This window comes from Candidatus Ancaeobacter aquaticus (genome assembly GCA_030765405.1).
Taxonomy (GTDB): Bacteria; Auribacterota; Ancaeobacteria; order Ancaeobacterales; family Ancaeobacteraceae; genus Ancaeobacter; species Ancaeobacter aquaticus.
On the sequence record JAVCCP010000005.1, the window covers coordinates 27,811 to 46,378 of the forward strand.

General features: G+C 39.2%; 20 protein-coding genes. 17 read left to right on the forward strand and 3 right to left on the reverse strand.

Annotated features, from left to right (window positions below; all coding sequences use genetic code 11):
• Positions 1-203: 203 nt before the first annotated feature.
• Positions 204-1,007: a carbon-nitrogen family hydrolase gene (locus P9M13_00410; protein ID MDP8261747.1), complete on the reverse strand. Its 804-nt coding sequence runs from the start codon at positions 1,005-1,007 to the stop codon at positions 204-206.
• A gap of 91 nt (positions 1,008-1,098) precedes the next feature.
• Here P9M13_00410 and P9M13_00415 point away from each other — a divergent pair, with 91 nt between their 5' ends.
• The 4 genes from P9M13_00415 to P9M13_00430 all read left to right on the forward strand — a co-directional run bounded on the left by P9M13_00415 (position 1,099) and on the right by P9M13_00430 (position 2,964).
• Positions 1,099-1,524, forward strand: coding sequence for a PEP-CTERM sorting domain-containing protein (locus tag P9M13_00415; protein ID MDP8261748.1), 426 nt, complete (start codon positions 1,099-1,101; stop codon positions 1,522-1,524).
• 74 nt (positions 1,525-1,598) lie between these two features.
• Positions 1,599-2,210 (forward strand): DUF4136 domain-containing protein, encoded by a 612-nt coding sequence (locus tag P9M13_00420; protein ID MDP8261749.1) that lies wholly within the window; start codon positions 1,599-1,601, stop codon positions 2,208-2,210.
• 13 nt (positions 2,211-2,223) lie between these two features.
• On the forward strand, positions 2,224-2,544 hold the full coding sequence (locus tag P9M13_00425; GenBank protein MDP8261750.1) for a cupin domain-containing protein: 321 nt from the start codon (positions 2,224-2,226) through the stop codon (positions 2,542-2,544).
• Between the two features lie 33 nt (positions 2,545-2,577).
• Positions 2,578-2,964 (forward strand): hypothetical protein, encoded by a 387-nt coding sequence (locus P9M13_00430; protein ID MDP8261751.1) that lies wholly within the window; start codon positions 2,578-2,580, stop codon positions 2,962-2,964.
• A gap of 37 nt (positions 2,965-3,001) precedes the next feature.
• On the opposite strand, the gene P9M13_00435 is transcribed toward P9M13_00430, so the two are convergent.
• Positions 3,002-4,525: a mechanosensitive ion channel gene (locus P9M13_00435; GenBank protein MDP8261752.1), complete on the reverse strand. Its 1,524-nt coding sequence runs from the start codon at positions 4,523-4,525 to the stop codon at positions 3,002-3,004.
• Between the two features lie 129 nt (positions 4,526-4,654).
• Entirely contained in the window at positions 4,655-5,713 is a 1,059-nt protein-coding gene (gene ychF, locus P9M13_00440) for a redox-regulated ATPase YchF (GenBank protein MDP8261753.1), read from the reverse strand.
• A gap of 125 nt (positions 5,714-5,838) precedes the next feature.
• Between ychF and typA the strand changes: the two genes are divergently transcribed.
• The 13 genes from typA (at position 5,839) to P9M13_00505 (ending at position 18,566) form a co-directional block, all read left to right on the forward strand.
• Positions 5,839-7,680, forward strand: a complete 1,842-nt coding sequence (gene typA / locus P9M13_00445; GenBank protein MDP8261754.1) for a translational GTPase TypA — start codon at positions 5,839-5,841, stop codon at positions 7,678-7,680.
• 15 nt (positions 7,681-7,695) lie between these two features.
• Positions 7,696-7,977 carry a peptidylprolyl isomerase gene (locus P9M13_00450; GenBank protein ID MDP8261755.1) on the forward strand — a complete coding sequence of 94 codons (282 nt, stop codon included), beginning with the start codon at positions 7,696-7,698 and terminating at the stop codon, positions 7,975-7,977.
• 160 nt (positions 7,978-8,137) lie between these two features.
• On the forward strand, positions 8,138-8,506 hold the full coding sequence (locus P9M13_00455) for a peptidylprolyl isomerase (GenBank protein ID MDP8261756.1): 369 nt from the start codon (positions 8,138-8,140) through the stop codon (positions 8,504-8,506).
• Positions 8,507-8,640: 134 nt separating this feature from the next.
• On the forward strand, positions 8,641-9,720 hold the full coding sequence (arsB, locus tag P9M13_00460) for an ACR3 family arsenite efflux transporter (GenBank protein ID MDP8261757.1): 1,080 nt from the start codon (positions 8,641-8,643) through the stop codon (positions 9,718-9,720).
• 105 nt (positions 9,721-9,825) lie between these two features.
• On the forward strand, positions 9,826-10,212 hold the full coding sequence (crcB, locus tag P9M13_00465) for a fluoride efflux transporter CrcB (protein MDP8261758.1): 387 nt from the start codon (positions 9,826-9,828) through the stop codon (positions 10,210-10,212).
• A gap of 12 nt (positions 10,213-10,224) precedes the next feature.
• On the forward strand, positions 10,225-10,557 hold the full coding sequence (locus P9M13_00470; GenBank protein MDP8261759.1) for a DUF190 domain-containing protein: 333 nt from the start codon (positions 10,225-10,227) through the stop codon (positions 10,555-10,557).
• 66 nt (positions 10,558-10,623) lie between these two features.
• Positions 10,624-11,592 carry a HAMP domain-containing sensor histidine kinase gene (locus tag P9M13_00475; protein ID MDP8261760.1) on the forward strand — a complete coding sequence of 323 codons (969 nt, stop codon included), beginning with the start codon at positions 10,624-10,626 and terminating at the stop codon, positions 11,590-11,592.
• A gap of 50 nt (positions 11,593-11,642) precedes the next feature.
• Positions 11,643-12,251 (forward strand): flavodoxin family protein, encoded by a 609-nt coding sequence (locus P9M13_00480; GenBank protein MDP8261761.1) that lies wholly within the window; start codon positions 11,643-11,645, stop codon positions 12,249-12,251.
• 298 nt (positions 12,252-12,549) lie between these two features.
• Positions 12,550-12,978 carry a VOC family protein gene (locus P9M13_00485; GenBank protein MDP8261762.1) on the forward strand — a complete coding sequence of 143 codons (429 nt, stop codon included), beginning with the start codon at positions 12,550-12,552 and terminating at the stop codon, positions 12,976-12,978.
• A 77-nt stretch (positions 12,979-13,055) separates the two neighbouring features.
• Complete coding sequence (locus tag P9M13_00490; GenBank protein ID MDP8261763.1) at positions 13,056-14,477, forward strand: TolC family protein; 1,422 nt, start codon at positions 13,056-13,058, stop codon at positions 14,475-14,477.
• A gap of 32 nt (positions 14,478-14,509) precedes the next feature.
• Entirely contained in the window at positions 14,510-15,394 is an 885-nt protein-coding gene (locus P9M13_00495) for an efflux RND transporter periplasmic adaptor subunit (protein ID MDP8261764.1), read from the forward strand.
• Positions 15,395-15,451: 57 nt separating this feature from the next.
• Positions 15,452-17,410 carry an ATP-binding cassette domain-containing protein gene (locus tag P9M13_00500; GenBank protein ID MDP8261765.1) on the forward strand — a complete coding sequence of 653 codons (1,959 nt, stop codon included), beginning with the start codon at positions 15,452-15,454 and terminating at the stop codon, positions 17,408-17,410.
• A 10-nt stretch (positions 17,411-17,420) separates the two neighbouring features.
• Positions 17,421-18,566: an ABC transporter permease gene (locus P9M13_00505; protein ID MDP8261766.1), complete on the forward strand. Its 1,146-nt coding sequence runs from the start codon at positions 17,421-17,423 to the stop codon at positions 18,564-18,566.
• Positions 18,567-18,568: the final 2 nt, after the last annotated feature.

Here is an 18,568-nt window from a genome sequence, read left to right on the forward strand (position 1 = left end):
ATGATACACAGCACGAAAAGCCCTGTCAGCATCAGATGAATCATCGCCTGCAGGAATTTGTTCGGGAGTGAGGCCGGGATTGCATTCTGCTACAACTTCATGACCATCTAAGTTAGATGTTGCATACAGGGTGTTCCAGGATGCATGGAGTGTCTCGGTGTATAACTATGCCGCAGACTGCTACAAAGAATAAAATGTGTTTATTAAAGCTCATACAGATCTGTACGTCTGTCTTTAAATACTTCCATTTTCTTTCGTGTTTCATCGACGAGGTCAGTATCTATTGTCGTGGTAAGAAGTTCTTCTTGTGTTTCACATGCCTGAATAACCGTATGTCCCCATGGATCGATAATAACAGAGTCTCCGCAATAGGTAATTATCCCGTCTTCACCAAAGTCTTCAGTACCGACCTGATTTGTCCCGATAATGAACATTTGGTTTTCTATTGCTCGTGCACGTACAAGTACTTTCCAGTGATCGAGTCGTGAGTGGGGAAACGCCATGGGTGAAAGAATCATCTTTGCGCCTTTTAGGGCGTATGTCCGGAATAATTCAGGGAATCGTATGTCGTAACATACAGTAAGACCAATGAGCCCCCACGGTGTATCGACAAGAGTGAGTTTGTCTCCTGCTTCCATATGTTTCTCTTCGTGAAGAAGACTGAAAAGATGAGTTTTACGATATACGCCTGCTTTAACCCCGTCTTTATCAAATAAAATTGATGTATTGGACACTTTTTGATTCTCATTGAGGGAAAGAATAGAACCGTTTATCCATATCTTGTATTTATTTGCCAGTTGTGAAATTTGCCCGGAGATCTTTTCGTGATCTTGAGCATTACGTTCATTGTATCCCCAGTTAAAACCGGTTGTCCACATTTCAGGAAAGCAAATAAGATCGCTTCCCCTTTTGACCGCTTCAGTGATCAGCGGCTCGGCTTTCTTTATGTTTTCTTGTGGCCTTGTAATTGCAACATCTATTTGTGCTATTGATATAGTTAATTTCATAGTTCACCTCTTCTTTAATGGTAGCTCAAATAGTGAATTCATGCAATTTATTTAGTAGGTATAATGGTGGTACTAACCATAGGAGATCTGAATGGGAAGCATGAGGAAGCAATTCAGCAAGGAGTTCAAAGCAAAAGTGGCCTTTGAAGCGTTGAAGGGTTTGGAAACGACTGGCTCAAAAAAAATTACCGTTTTAAGGCTTGCTGAGTTGTATACTGCTGGTGACAATGGTGGAAGTCCAGACCCAATAGATATCGGCGGTATTACCTGGAGCTATATCGCCGGTGATTTGCCCGGATATGAAGGTCATGTTATTGGTGATTCATGGACGATGCTTGACGGGAAATATTATATTTATTTGGGGAGTGGGCTTGAAGGTGGCGGTGAAGTCCCTGAGCCAAGCACATTAGGGCTATTAGCATTCGGTGCGTTAGGAATTCTTGCATATAGAAGAAAGCAAAAGAAAAAGGGACATCGCTATTTATGTGGATCTCGCAATGGAGATACTTGCGCATAAGAGAAAGAAAAAAGTTTAAGAAATTGGTTTTTGTTTTCTTGAGAATGTGTGAGAAGTGACATATAATTATCTCCATGCATATACCTTTTAAGAAATATATTCCATATTTAGTTAGTTGTTGCGTTCTATTCTTGTCTATTTCATTCTCCGGCTGTAGCTCTATTGAAACATATCATGCACAAGACCGCTCAGTAGATTTTACTGCTATAAAAACATACCGCTTTTCTCAATCGTCTTCTAAAACTCCCATTTTTGATGATGAGCTGATAAAAAGTGCGATTGATGAACAACTGAGATTAAGAGATTTAGTAAAAGAAGAGGGTGGTAATACCGATTGTTTTATCAGGTATACGATATCATTTCGGGATATGGAAAAACCCTATAGAGTTGATATGGGGCCACGAGACGATTTGCCAGAAGATTTTGTTGAAAAGTCAAACTATGCTGCACGCGAGTGGGGGAGAAATTGGCTTGTTCTTGATTATCAATGGAAACAGGCAAACCTTATAATTAATATGATCAATAGCCAGACAGATTCAGTCCTCTGGACAGCAAGCGCAGATTTTCCGCTTGAAGAAGAGTTGAAACCGGAAGAGAGGAACAAAAAGCTTCGAAAAGCGATTGTTGAAATGTTTAAAAAATATCCTGTTAAACGAGACAAAGAAACAGATAAAGCCGGTAAATGAGAGGAATAAGAAAATGGAAAAAATCATTGAGCATGCAGAAAATCTAACAGATCTAGTGAGTTACAATGATGATTCGGTAGTGAGTAAAGAGATCATTCGTAAAGATACGGGCACAGTCACATTATTTGCATTTGATAAAGGGCAGGGATTAAGCGAACATACTGCACCGTTTGATGCATTAGTATATGTCCTAGACGGTACGGTAGAAATAATGATCGCCGGAAAGCCTCATACGGTAAAAGCTGGTGATATTATCATGATGCCGGCAAATAAACCTCACGCGCTTAAATCAGTAGAACGTTTTAAAATGCTCTTGGTTATGGTGAAATCATAAAACTATCAGTTATTGAATGTGCGGAGGGTGTATATGATTATCATGGATTATAATATAGAGTATTGTGAATCATATTTTTCTGTTACGACCAGCGGTAAAATGAATGCCAATGATTTTCTTTCCATGGCACGCGGCATAATGAGGCATCCTCAGTGGAAACTTCATGCTGATTTGCTTTTTGATCATAGAGAACTTGCTTTTTGTGATGTGACACTCAAAGACTTAGAGAAGATAAGAGCGTTTCACAAAGAGCACGATGGGGTAATAGGAAAGGGAAGATCAGCGATTCTTCTTGATCGGGGATACAAGGACGCGTGGGATAAGCTATGGTCTCAGGGAGAAAAGCTCTCATCACAAAACACCGTTATGGTCTTTGAAGACGATCATGAAGCGCTGAAGTGGTTAACGCAACAAACATAGCCGGCATATCTATCAAATATCCACTCGAGCGGTATTCTTATTCGCCTTTTTCTTTTTTTGTACCTTCTTTAAACGCCCAGTCTTTTATCCAATCATTATCAGGACCTGTTCCAAGATATACCGTTCTGTGTGGAAATGGGATCTCGATTCCAAGTTCATCGAATTTGTTTTTGAGGCGTCTTCGAAATTCGCGGGCAACTTCCCACTGTTTCATAGCAAGAGTCTTTATGCGGAACTTAATGGTAACCTGTGAATCGGCAAAGTCGTCTACCCCGAGCATTTCAAGATTCTGAAGGATGAGTCTTCCGTAGTGAGGATCTTGTCTCATGCCGACACCAACTTGTTTAATGACATCCATAACGCGGTCTACGTTTTCCTTATATGCAACACCGATATTTAGTAGTGCTTGGGCATATTCCTGCGTAAAATTTATAACAGATTTAATTTCACCGTTTGGGATATAAATGACCCTCCCTTCAAGATCACGCAGTTTGGTTACGCGAAGTGTTATGTTTTCAACAAGTCCGCCCGTATCGTTTATCTTGATGACATCGTTGATCCTGTATTGTCCTTCAAGAAGAATAAAAATACCGTTAATGATGTCTCGTATGAGATACTGTCCACCGAAACCGAATGCCAAACCGATAATTCCAGCACCCGCTAAAAGAGGTGCCATATTGAAGCCGAAACTATCGAGAACAAAAAATACTATTAAGCCAAATATAATGAGAGAGCCCAGCCATCTGAATAGGGCCAGAATTGTTTTTAAATGCAGTACCTGTTCAGTTTCTCTAATGGCATCTTTTTTAGTAAGTAGCTTCTTTGCTCTAGCTAGACTGAACCGCAGTAAAAAGAGAAGAAATAAGCCACTAACAAGTATCAGGAGACCTTTTTGAGACTTATAAAAGATACTCTGATGCTTGATGGTATCTATGCGAAGCTGTTCATAATCCTCCTTGAGATCAGTCATTTTTGCCTGGCGCGCTTCGAGCTTTTTTTGAGCGGTTTCAGCTTTGAATTCTACGATCTTTATTTTTTCTTTATATAATTCAGATTCAGCCTTTGCCTTTTGGACTTCTTCAGCGAGTTTTTTAGCTTTTGCAAGCGTTTCGGGATCCTTTTTTGTCTCCGCTTCTTTTTTGATTACTTTTAATTCCTGCACCGCGACCGCTGCTGCGTGTTCCTTCACTGCGGCTTCTTTTTCGAGGACTACTTTATCTTCTATTATATTTTCAGCATCTGTTTTTGCTTTTTCCAGATCCTTTTCACCCTGCTTGATCTCTTCTTTTTTCTCTTCTGTTTCTTTCTTAAGTTCTTCCTGTATGGCTTCTTCCGGAGTTTGTATTTCTTCTGTTTTTTTGATCTCAACGGTAATTTTTTTAACAACGGCATCAGTTTTGTTACCGGCAGGTCCCTCTTCAGTAGTACTGCTTTCTTCTAAGGACTGAGTGATCTTTTGAACTGTTTCTTCTAGTGCATATATTCGTGAAGAAGAGAATATAATGGCTATAAAACAAATAGTCAAAGATACTAGAATTGTACTGTATTTTTTAGTGTGCATGAGATCTCCTTATTGATATTGATCTTTTCACTGTGTTCTATGTTTAAATGATTTATACAGTATACTATAGCCGGGGTGATTAAAGAAGAAGAATTGTACGTTTAAAGATAACTAGATAGAGAAGTAAGCTTACACGCTGAATTTTATGCACATGATATCACCGTCTTTAACGATGTATTCTTTCCCTTCAAGACGAAATTTTCCTGCATTTCTCACTAAATGTTCACTTCCCGCTGATTTGAGGTCATCATAGGTGAATGTTTCAGCGCGAATAAAACCGCGTTCAAGATCAGAATGGATTTTTCCTGCAGCGTTAACCGCTTTCGTATTTTTTTCAATTGTCCATGCACGGACTTCGTCTTCACCGACAGTAAAGAATGATATGAGACCAAGAGTATTGTAGGCAGTACGGATAAAATCGTTTAATGAAAGTTCTTTAATACCGAGATCTTCGAGGAATGCCTGACGATCACTTTCATCGAGTGTGCGAAGCTCCGCTTCGATATGTGCAGACATCGCCATAGAATGGGGGATCTTAGTTAATATTTCTTTTGTGGCATCAGAATTCAGTGCATCATCACTTACATTAATGAGCACGAAATACTGTTTTTGTGTAAGAAACTGGAAGTTTCGTACAGCCTTTTCTTCCTGTTCGGTAAGTGTTGCCTCGGATGCAGGTTTTCCATCTTCAAGTTTTTGCAGTATCTTTTCAATTCCTGCAAGTTCAATAATCTCTTCTTTTTGTTTTTCAGTCGCTTTTTTTACTGATACTCTGAGCCTTGCAGCTCTTTTTTCAGCTATGGACATATCGGCTATAATAAGACCGGTCATGATTTCGGAGACGTCTCTGATGGGATCAATGGTATCTAATGGGTGAAGGACATTTTCGTTTTCAAATGTTCGGACAACAAAAACAAGGGCTTCTACCTCGCGTGCGGTAGCGACCATTTTTGCATCAGAAGAATCATTAATATTTCCCGGTATATCGGCAAACTCAATATCTGCATACGTCGTCTTTTTAGGGTTATATAATGATACGAGCCAGTTGATACGTTCATCAGGCACTTTCACAACAGCGATATTTGCATTGATTTTGCTGAATGTGCCGACCGCTTTATTTGCCCCTGTAAGCGCATTAAAAACGGTAGTTTTACCTGATTGTTCTAAACCTATTATCCCTAATTTCATAGTGCCGTACTATAGCACAATACATGAAGATTGCGCCATAGTATTATGGGAATAAACTGAAATAGTACTCGTAAATAAGGTAATTTCATGTATAATGCTCGCTCAAAAGAAAGATGTGAGATATTATGTCAAATCAAAAAAGAAGAAAAAATGTTAGAAATTTAGCGATAATTGCGCATGTTGATCATGGGAAAACAACGCTTGTCGACGCGCTCCTTAAATATACGGGTACGTATGAGTTTAAGGAAGGCGAAGCGACTGTCATGGATTCAAATCCCCTTGAAAAAGAGCGTGGTATCACTATTTTATCTAAAAATGCTTCATTTCAGTTTAAAGGTGTACAGTGCAACATTGTTGATACGCCCGGACACGCTGATTTTGGTAGTGAGGTTGAACGTATACTCAAGATGGTTGACGGAGTTCTCCTCCTTGTTGATGCTGTTGAAGGGCCTATGCCGCAGACAAAATTTGTGCTGAAAAAATCTTTAGAGTTACATTTAAAACCAATTCTTGTCATAAACAAGATCGATCGTCCCAGTGCGCGACCGGACGAAGTAGCTGATATGACCTTTGATCTTTTTTGTGAGCTCAATGCATCAGATGAACAGCTTGATTTTCCTATTGTCTATGCTTCAGGAAAAGACGGGTATGCGACACTTGATCTTGATGAGCCGTGTGATTCAGTAAAACCGCTTTTAGAAACAATTCTTCATAGGGTACTTCCACCGATAGCTGATCCTGAACAGCCGTTTCAGATGCTGATAACAATGCTTGACTACGATTCATATGTCGGCCGGATAGCGATCGGGCGAATTTTTCATGGTACGATACGTTTGGGAGAACAGGTTTCATTAGTCAAACCTGACGGTAATGTGTCTCGTGGTAAGGCAACGAAGATCATGAAGTATGTTGGGCTTGCACGTGTAGAGACTGAAGAAGCGATAGCGGGAGATATTATCTCGATTGCTGGAATAGATGATGCTGAAGTTGGTGATACTCTTGCTTGTAGCATTAACCCGAAGGCGTTGCCGACAATAAAGATCGATGAACCGACAATATCAATGAATTTTTCACATAATACGAGCCCTCTTGCAGGGAGAGATGGAGGAAGATTTCTGACATCTCGCCATATACGTGAACGGCTCGAGCATGAAGCGATGATCAATGTCGGTATTAAAGTTGAAGAAGTAATGGGTGGGGAACGGTTTAAGGTTTCCGGACGCGGTGAATTGCATCTTGCTATATTGATTGAGACCATGCGCCGTGAAGGATATGAGATGGAAGTGTCACGTCCACAGGTTATTTTAAAGAAAGTAGGGGGAAAAACACTTGAACCGGTCGAAGAAGTGGTTGTTGAAGTCGATAGCGAATATCAAGGGGCAGTGATGCAGACCTTAGGATCGCGTAAAGCTGAAATAAAAGAGCTTAAAACAACTTCGAGCGGTACCAGCCATATGGAGTTTATTATTGCGGCGCGGGCACTTATCGGTTTTCGCAGTGATTTTCTTATGATGACACGCGGTACGGGTGTTATGTATCAGAATTTCTTTGAGTATCAGCCCTATAAAGGAGATCTTCCATCACGCCAAACTGGAGTTATGATATCACATACTGTAGGGGGAGCGGTAGCGTATGCTCTGTTTAATCTGCAGGAACGGGGGGAAATATTTATTCATCACGGAGATATGATGTATGAAGGAATGATTATCGGTGTGCATAATAAGGGTAGAGATCTTGTGGTGAATGCGATCAAAGGAAAAAAACTGACGAATGTTCGTGCGGTAGGGACTGATGAAGCTATACAGCTTATACCTCCACGTCAAATGACACTTGAGTTTGCGTTAGAGTTTATAGACGACGATGAATTAGTTGAAATAACAGGAAAACATATACGGCTCAGAAAATTATATTTAAATGAGATTGATCGAAAAAGAATGGGTCGTTCGCAAAGAGCAGATAATAAATAATGATGGGAGGAATATATGGTAACAGCAAAAGCACGACATATTTTAGTTAAGAATGAAGAAGAGTGTAGCAATATAAAAAACGAGATTTTAAGTGGATCTGATTTTGCTGAAATGGCGCGTAAACATTCACAGTGTCCATCAGGGCAAAAAGGTGGAGATCTCGGAGAATTTTCACCAGGTCAGATGGTGAGGCAGTTTGATGAAGTGGTGTTTTCTGAAGACGTTGATAAAGTGCACGGTCCGATAAAAACACAGTTCGGGTATCATCTTATTGAAATTACAGAGAGAAACGAATAGTGAGACTGGTGAAGTCGCAAGTAAAACTATGCGAATTCACCATAGTCGCCCTTAGGAAACTATGTAAAGTTTCCAAGGATTTGGTCCCCGAAGGGGAAACTATCCCCCCTGTTTTACGATTTTGGAGGCGAAGTCCGAGAAAATCTAGGGGGGGGGTACATTGAAAGAAACATATATGAAAAACAGTATTATTAAAGCAGCAGTGGTTTTTCTGGTTATTGTTGGCATGCAAGCATCTGTTGCTTTTGCGACAACTGCAAAGGCACGACACATTTTGGTTAAGAGTAGATATGAGTGCGAAAATATAAAAAACAATATTTTAAACGGAGCTGATTTTGCTGAAATGGCGCGTATGTATTCAACGTGTCCTTCAGGACGAAAAGGCGGAGACCTCGGAGAATTTTCACCTGGGCAGATGGTAAGAGAATTTGATGAAGTGGTATTTACTGAAGATATAGGAAAAGTACACGGTCCGGTTAGAACACAGTTTGGCTTCCATCTTATTGAAATTACTGAGAGATCAGAATAGTGAGACTGATAAAGTCGCAAGTAAAACTATGCGAAGTTACTATAGACGAATTATCCCCCTGCTATACACTGAGACTGTAAAACTCACAGGCTGAGTCCGAGAAATCTAGTGGAATTGAAGATCTAGGAATAAGCATGGCAATTGTAGTACATGAAGAGCGCCAATTAAGTATTTTTGAAAAATATCTAACTCTGTGGGTGATAGTGTGTATTGGGTTAGGTATTGGGCTCGGAAAGTTCTTTCCTGGAGCCGCAGTTTCATTAGATGCTCTGTCCTTTTATAAGGTATCGATACCAATTGCAATATGTCTTTTCTTTATGATGTATCCAATCATGGTAAAGATTGATTTTGGCGAAGTTATCAAAGCAGGAAAAACTCCCAAGCCGGTAATGCTCACTTTATTTATTAACTGGTTAGTTAAGCCGTTTAGCATGTTTTTCATAGCTACTCTATTTCTGGGTGTGCTTTTTAAGAAGTTTTTGCCGGGGACAGAGATTGTAAAGGGTGGTGCGGATGTAGAGCTCTATAGATCATATATTTCCGGTTGTATACTGCTCGGTATTGCGCCGTGCACTGCAATGGTGCTCATATGGGGGCACTTATCAAAAGGAAATGACGGGCATACGCTTGTTATGGTGGCAATAAATTCTCTTGCAATGCTTTTTCTGTATGCTCCTTTAGGCGGGTGGCTATTAGGGGTTAATAAAATGCCGATACCATGGCAGACCATTTTACTATCTGTTGTTATTTATGTCGGACTGCCGCTTTTAATGGGATATTATTCTAGAAGATGGATTATTGCTCATAAAGGATTTAAATGGTTTGAAGAAAAGTTTATTCATTATCTTACCCCTGTATCGATAGGGGCACTACTCGTTACGCTTGTTCTTCTCTTTTCACTTAAAGGAGAATTGATTATTGTCCAACCACAGGTCATATTTATAATTGCCATACCGCTTTTTATCCAGACATGCTTTATTTTTATTATTACCTATGCGCTTGCACGATGGTTAAAACTGCCATACAGAGATGCGGCACCATCAGCGCTTATCGGTGCAAGCAATCACTTCGAGGTAGCAATAGCTACTGCAGCAATGCTTTTCGGATTATCTTCGGGAGCGTCACTTGCGACGGTTGTTGGAGTATTAATTGAAGTACCGGTAATGCTTATGTTGGTAAGGGTATGTTTGAAAACAAGAAAAGCATTCCAATAAAACTAATAATCTCCACTTTATTGTTTTAGTACTCTGTAGTAGAATATCGAAAAGTGTTTTTCTGACGTTGCTATGTATTTTAATAGTATAGTATGGAACATATCTATGGATAAGCTTATCTACATTGCACTTGGTGGAGCGGTCGGTTCAGTTCTGCGGTATCTTGTCTCCGGAATATTCTACAGATATTCAAATGGTGTTTTCCCTTTAGGAACATTGGGTGTTAATCTTATAGGATCACTTTGTATTGGTGTTCTGTGGGGATTTTTTGAATCGGTGACAGTTTCAGTCAATGTGCGAAGCTTTCTCATGATCGGTCTTCTTGGGGCATTTACAACATTTTCTACATTTACCTTAGAGAATTTTCATTTGTTACGTGACGGTGAAATGAAAGTAACATTAATAAATATTCTTGTAAGTAATGTTCTTGGGATTATAGTTGTGTTTGCAGGTTATTTTTTTATTCGCAGTATTCTAAGTTTTGTAAAATAGAGAGGTGATTATATGAAACTACCGGAAGAAGGAACGCTACTAAGGATTTTTATTGGTGAAAATGATAAGTATCACGGAAAACCGCTTTATGAACAAATCGTGTTAAAGGCACGGGAATTAAAGCTTGCGGGTGCAACAGTAACACGAGGTATAATGGGTTTTGGCGTGGATAGTCATATGCACTCTGCGAAACTTCTCAGGTTATCAGAAGATATGCCGATCATAATCGAGATAATTGATATTGAAGATAATCTCAAGAAGCTTATTCTTTTTCTTGATGACGTTGTGTTTGAAGGATTAGTTACAATAGAAAAAGTAAAAATAATAAAATACCGCAATAGTTGATAGAATAGGTGAGTTTGCGGCTAAGGAAAAGGTCGGCACAGTGAGGAAAGGTTTGGGTGAAGATACATGAACAAGCGGCTCATATATAGAATAGCAATGCTTTTTATTGCGCTTGGTTTGCTAGAACTTGGCAATGAAGTGTTTGATATTCCTCATTATCTTTTCGGTTTTTCCGTAACGCCCGTTAACTGGCCGGAACTTTTCCTTGAAATTGCTTTAGCCGGATGTATCGGTATCTACGTAATGTATATGCTTAACTTTAACATTACTAAACGTATGATCATTGAAAAAGAGAGAGAAGCATTAATTGAGCAGTTGCAGGATGCAAACAAGCGGTTAGAGAAGCTTGATAAAGTAAAGACACAGTTTGTTGCAAATGTATCGCATGAGTTTATTAATCCTCTTACCGCGATGAGAATGTCTCTGGAATATTTTATGATGGATTCTACCGATCATATTACCAAGGATGAGAAACATACGATAGAGCTTGGTAAAAAATCAATTGATCGCTTGCTTCGATTGGTGGAGGATTTATTGGATGTATCAAAAATAGAGTCCGGTAAAGCAGTTTTGCGGAAAGAGACTATTGATGTAAAAGAACTGCTGGATGATATACTGTCTTTGTATAAAAACACCATGGCTCAAAAAGAATTAATACTCAATGTTGATATGCAAGATGATATTGGGAAAGTATGTGCTGACAGGGATAAACTCACAGAAATAATTATCAATATTTTTACGAACGCAATCAAATATACTCCTTGTGACGGCACTATAAAAATCAAGGCCAGTGGCAGTAAAGATGAGCTAAAATTTGAGATAAGTGATACGGGGCCCGGCATTCCTAAAGAATATTACGATAAGATATTTGATAAATATGAGCGGATCATTAAAGATAATCAGGAAGGAACGGGATTAGGTCTTCCAATAGCAAAAGATCTTGTAGAACTCCACAGTGGGAAGCTATGGGTTTCAAGTGAAATGGGAAAAGGAACGACATTTACCTTTACTCTCCCCCGAGCCCTAAAAGCTTAGCGCACGTAGTATAGTTTTTATTATTTTATAGCTTAAATGGAGGAGATATTATGCGAAAAAAAATTGTGGCAATAATAGGTAGTTACCGGAAGGATGGCATTACAGATCAGATCGTTAATAATGTCATGCAGGCAGCTGACCAAAATGGAGTTGAAGCGAAGAAAATACACCTGATAGATCGGCACCTTGAGTATTGCAGGAATTGCAGAACATGCACACAGGCTGAAGCAGAGAACGAACGAGGCAGATGCATCATTGATGACGATTTAAACGAAATATGCGATGAGATAGATAGCGCAGACAGCGTTATTTTTGCATCGCCGGTTAATTTTTCCACTGTTACCGCACTTATGAAACAATGTATTGAAAGATTGATAGGATATACATACTGGCCGTGGGGCGCGGCAATACCGAAAAGCAGGATAAAGAAAAAATATAAAAAGTCTTTAATTATCACTTCAAGCTCGTGTCCGTCATTTCTTGCAAAGATACTTATGCCAAATGCCCCCTATTTACTTAAAGAAGCGGCAAAGATGGTGGGTTCAAAAACTGTTAAATCACTGTATTTTGGTAAGGTGTGCGCTACTTCCGATCAGAAATTAACTGATAGACAAGTTAAAAAAGCTGTGTCTCTTGGCTCATGGCTTATAAGGGACTGAGAAATAATAATATGACAAATTTGGAGGCTCAGATTTGAGCCGTATGCAAGGCGCGTCGACGCTGGCGTGCCCTTCTGCGGCACGTCAAGGAGGAGTAACGAAGCAGACGGCCAACGATGTGCCTCCCCGAAGGGGCTGGCCGCTTTTGGGCTGCAACTGCGTCACTCATCGTTTGCGTATCGCAGGGGATACGCGGCGCTCTTCGTTCCTTGTTTCGCTCCAAAATCGACTCAGCCAAGTTGGTCATATTATTACTTCTAAGTCCCATAGGATTAGTTTTCTTACATGAAAGAAATATATGATAAAAGGTTTTAGGCATGTATGCCTTGTTGTTAAGGACATTGACCGGTCGATAGAATTTTATACAAAAAGACTCGGTTTTTCCTTGTGTAAGAAAGTTACCGTTAGCGGGCTTTATCCAGATTATCTTTTCCAAAGAAAAAAAGTAAGATTAACGTACGCTAAGTTGCACTCTCCGGAGCAGTCCAAAAAAAGTGAGCCTATGTTTGAGCTGCATTATTGGCATAATCCAAGATTTAGGCCGAGAGTGACATATGATCATATTGCGCTTACCAGCTCTGATCTTGATAATGAATATAAACGTCTTAAAAAGTGTGGCCTTACATTTATATCAAAACCAAAGAAAGCTCCGCATGGCGGAACAAAAGTATGTTTTGGGTATGATCCCGACGGACATTTGATTGAGTTTATGGAAGATATAAAGTAGAATACGTGCATATATTGTTGTAGTATTATTTCTCACATATGTTTAGAAAATAAACTATATAAAAATAGGTAGTTACCATGAAGAAAACAGTTTGTTATATTTTTATAGTTTTAAGTGTTACTATAGTTATCCAGTCTTGTGTATGGGGTGCAGAAAAATACTCTATTGGTAAAACAGATACGATACTAATAAAAAGTGATGTGCATTTTCCTGATGCACCGAGAATTTCTCATGAAGGTCCTCTTACGATCAATGATGCTCTAAAGATTGCTCTGCAGCATAATCCGAACATCAATAAGATGATACATGCAGTACAGCAATCAGTGTATATCCACTCGGCATCAACGAAAGAACGGCTACCGGTTGTAAGTACTGACTACAATTTTACCTGGTTTCAGAAGGGGCTTGATGGAGATTTTGATGGAGTAACCACTCCAATAGCATATACCACATCTTTTATGTGGGGCGCGCATGTGAAAATGCCTATCTATACCGGCGGTGCGCTTGCTTATAAAGAGAGTATCGCAAAATTCGGGATTGATGTTACGAGAATGAGGTTTTATGAAGCGAAAGCCGATCTCATACAAGAAGTCATTATTAATTATTTCAATGTGCTTAAATTACAGAATTATGTGAAAGTTGTTGCAGAAAACGTTGAGCGATTTACGCAGCATGAAGATATGACAAGAAAATACTTCAAGGTAGGTGTTGTTGGAAAGAACAACCTTTTGGAAGTGCAGGCCAAGAGAGCAAATGTTCAGCAGGATTTGATTGTTGCAGAAAAAGATCTTGTTCTCGCTAATGCCGCATTAAAAGTTAGTATGGGAATTAACATAGATTCAAAGTTTGAGCTTGAAGATATTACCACATATAAAGAACCGGACTTTTCTATTGATGAATATTATGAAGAGGCGAAAACACATAATCCGTCTCTAGTTGCTTTTACGTTCTTAAAAAAACGTGCAGAAAAAGCAATGGAGCTTGCCAAAACTCCTACCCGCCCAAAGGTAAACGCCGGATTAAGTTATTATCGACATGGAAGAACAGTTGCTTTAAAAGGAGATGATTTTTTCACCAACAATATATTGATGGGAACAGTTATATTTAAATGGGATATTTTTGACTGGTTTAAGGCTCGTGATCATGTGATGGCAAATAAGGAGGAAATCGAGCAATTGATCGAAAATCAAAAAATTATCGGCCAAAAAATATTTCTTGATATAAGGCAAGCGCATCTTAATATGCTTGCGGCAAAAAATAAGTTTTCGGTAGCTGAAAAGGGTATAGAATATGCGGAAGAAAATTATCGTATTACCAGTTTGCGGTATGAGGAACGTGTTGCGAGATCTACGGAGGTTAATGATGCGCTCGTGTTAGTTCGTAAGTCGAATTTTAATTATTATAAAGCGTTTTTTGAATATAATGTTGCATTAGCAAAGCTTGAACGGGCGACAGGTTCATCTATACATATGGACCTTTCTATAAAAGATAAGAAATAATGTTGATAAGATATATAAGAAAGAGGTAAGTGATGCATTCAAAGAATATTGTCTCTATTGTGCTGTGCGCGATATTTCTCATTTTAATAGGATATGGAGTATATGTGTTTACCGGAATGTATTTTCAGAGTCAGAAGCTGGGACGTCAGTTTGTAGAGGTGAGCGGAAGAATAGAAGGTAAAGAATATCATGCGGCGACAAAGGTTGCCGGAAGAGTTGACGAATTGTACGTAAAAGAAAGCGATACAGTAAAAGCAGGTCAGATAGTAGCATTGATATATTCCGAACAGCGTGAAGCTATGCTGGGGAGATCAGAAGCTCGATTAAAAGAAGCGCAAGCAAATCTTGAACTTGCTGAGTTGGAATATGAGCGCTACAAAAAGCTCTATGAAGAGAATGCTGTTCCAAAAATGGAATTTGATCACGTTAATAATAGATATACCCTCAAAAAAGAAGCAGTTATAGGGGCGCAAAAAGAAGTTGAGAAAAGACAGGCAGACTTAAAGGATCTAAAGATTGTTGCGCCAATATCTGGTACGGTTGTTACAAAGATTGTTCGTAAAGGTGAGGTTATTGCTGAAGGAACACCCATTATATCGATTATCAATATGAACGAACTGTATTTAAAAGTATTTTTAGCAACCGATAAGGCAGGAAAAGTATCGCTTGGAGATCAAGCGAAAATATATCCTGACAGTTACCCTGATGAAGCATTTGATGCGTATGTAAATAAGATTGCTCAAAAAGCTGAGTTTACCCCTAAGAATGTAGAAACCAAGAGCCAACGAGCTAAATTAGTGTTTCAAATTAAACTGAAAGTGATAGATAACACTGATTCTCGGTTAAAACCAGGGATGCCTTCGGATGCGGTAATAAAAATAGATAAAGCTGTTTCCTGGGATGTGTACAAGAAATAATAGTGTTGTTTCATGACGAATGCTGGTTATTCTTGCCCCTTTCAGTGGGAGGCTTTTATGAGTTCTGTTATTCATGTTAACAATGTATCGAAGAGCTATAAAGATGTTCATGCTTTATCACACGTTTCTCTCACCGTACGCCAAGGACAAATTTTCGGTCTTATTGGTCCGGACGGTGCAGGAAAAAGCACCCTCATTCATACCGCTACCGGTGTATTGCAGTTAAAAGAGGGAGAAATTACCGTTCTTGGTAAAAATGTCTCTCGTGATCCTGAAGGTGTTAAATCAGTAATAGGTTTTCTCCCTCAAGGGCTAGGTTTGTCGCTCGCAGCCGAGCTCAGTATAGAGGAGAATATTGATTATTTTGCTGAGATTAACCATGTTCAGAAGGACGTCCGCGACCAGAGAAAAAAATTACTTTTAGAAAGCACGCAGCTTGACCCATTTCGAGATCGTGAAGCAAAAAACCTTTCCGGAGGCATGAAACAAAAACTCGCTTTATGCTGCACACTCATACACGAACCAGAACTAATATTTCTTGATGAGCCGACGACCGGTGTTGACCCTATATCACGACGAGATATTTGGACGCTGATAAATACTATGGTAAAAGAAAAAGGTCTTACCGTGTTTCTTACAACATCATATATGGATGAAGCCGCACGATGTCATCAGATATGTCTCATGCATCGTGGAAAAGTAATTGCAGAAGGGACGCCTGACACATTGCCATTACAGCTTGAAGGATCGTTTATCGAAGCTTCCGTAGCTAATCAGCATGAAGCGTTACGGAAAATGAGAGATATCCCCGGAATAAAGGTAATGTATGCAATGGGGGACAAGCTAAATATCATATATGAAGGTTGCACTATAGAATCAATCGTGCAACATGCCGGTGGTGTCGGGGTTGTATTTGCATCTGTCACTGAAGGGAAGGCTGGTATTGAAGATGTATTTCTTTCAAAGATCACAGAAGGAGAGACCGGTATTAAAGAAAAAGCTTTTGATGAGTTCTTTTCATCAGGCAAAGATGATTCTGTAAATGTGTCTTGCCAGAACAAACAAGAGACTGACATGATTGTTGCCGAAAAGCTTGAAAAGAAGTTTGGTAAATTTGTCGCGGTAAATCGAATTGACTTTAATGTTAAGCAGGGTGAAATATTCGGATTTTTAGGGCCAAACGGCGCGGGTAAAACAACAACGATCAAAATGCTCTGTGGTTTGTATCCGCCGAGTTCCGGTAAAGGTATTATTTCTGGTCTTGATCTCTTTAAGAACCAATTCAAAATAAAAGAAAGTATTGGATATATGTCACAGAAATTTTCTCTCTATAGAGACTTGACCGTGGCGGAAAATATTGAGTTATACGGCGGGATATACGGGGTTGAGTCGCGGGAATTGAAAAGAAGAAGAGATCTGATATTGCAAATTGCTGACTTGGAAGGTGAGGGAGACACCATTACGGGAAGTTTGCCTATGGGTATTAAACAAAGGTTAGCGCTTGGATGCGCGATTATTCATAAGCCAAGATGTATTTTTCTCGATGAGCCAACTTCAGGCGTTGATCCTATTGCGCGAAGAAAATTCTGGGATGTTATCTATTATTTATCGAGAAAGATGGGCGTAACAATACTTGTTACCACGCATTATATGGATGAAGCTGAACATTGCGATAGGTTATCGCTCATGACACACGGCAATATTGTCGCTTTAGGAACTTCACAGGGATTAAAAGATAAAGTTAATAGCCAGATTGGTTCTCTTTTACAGATTAAAACAAATGATGTTTTTGCATCGGTAGAGATACTAAAACCATTGTTTCCCTATTGTTCTGTATATGGACCGTATGTGCATTTATATACTCATGACGAAACGCAGGCCAGAAAATCGATACAAGATATGCTTTTGAAACAAAATATTGAGATTAAGGATATTCGCAGCTCAAGTATTCCGTTTGAAGATGTGTTCGTTTATTTTTGCGAGCACTCTCAAAAAACCGCGGGAATAACAGTCTAATAGAGGGTATATGTTTTCATTGAGGCGATTTAATGCGGTAGCTAAAAAAGAGTTTCTTGAAATAAAGCGCAACAAGCTTTTCTTTGTGCTGACAGTTTTAGCGCCGATAATCTTATATTTTCTTTTTGCATACGGGTTTCCGCTAAGTTCAAAGCATATCCCCACAGGTGTTGTTGATTTGGATAAAAGCGCGAAAAGCAGAATGCTCATCGATACATTTTCCTGTGCAACGGATTTATTCAATATAAAAATGGTTGGAAGCACCTATGCCCCGCTTGAAAGAGAGATGGATCTAGGTAATTTAAGACAGATTATAGTTGTTCCATCAGGGTTCTCAAAGGATATTTTAAGAAGTAAGCCGGTAACAGTGCAAGTGCTCATTGATGGTACGTACCCGAATATGGCTAATATAAATAGTGCATACGTTGAAGCTATCATAACAGCATTTAGAATGCAGGTGCTTCAAGAATATTTTTTGAAGAAACTTGGATCTCAGGGCGCTGTGTATATGCCTATTGATGTTATGGTCAGCGGATGGTATAACCCGTCGTTTAGAAGTGAAGATTTTATTCTTCCCGGGATCATTGCAATGGTGTTGATGTTTTTTCCCCCTATGGTCGGGGCAGTGTCTCTCGCAAAAGAAAAAGAAACAGGATCGATACTTAATATGTATTGTTCGCGTATTACAAAAACGGAATATTTGCTTGGAAAAATGTTCCCTTATGTTGTTATTTCATATATCAATTTTGCGCTGTTTTTTGTGTTATCGATATTTTTATTCAATGTGCCAATGCGTGGCAGCATAGTTCTCGTACTGATTGTTTCATTCTTTTTTGTTGCTACAGCCATTGCGGTAGGTCTGCTTGTTGCGGTACTGGTAAGTACTCAGGTTGCGGCAATACTTATTACAACCGTAGTAACATTAACACCGTCATTTCTCTATAGTGGTTTTATGGTTCCCGTGCAGAGTATCAGCCAAAATAGCAGGTGGATGTGTTACAGTTTGCCGGCAACATATTACATTGATTTTATGCGAAAGATAATGGTAAAGGGCGCAACGTTTGCATATGTTAGGCTGGATACTATTGCAATAATTATTTTTTGTATCGGGATATATGTTCTCTGTATTAAGCTTTTTAAAAAAAGGGTTGGTTGACA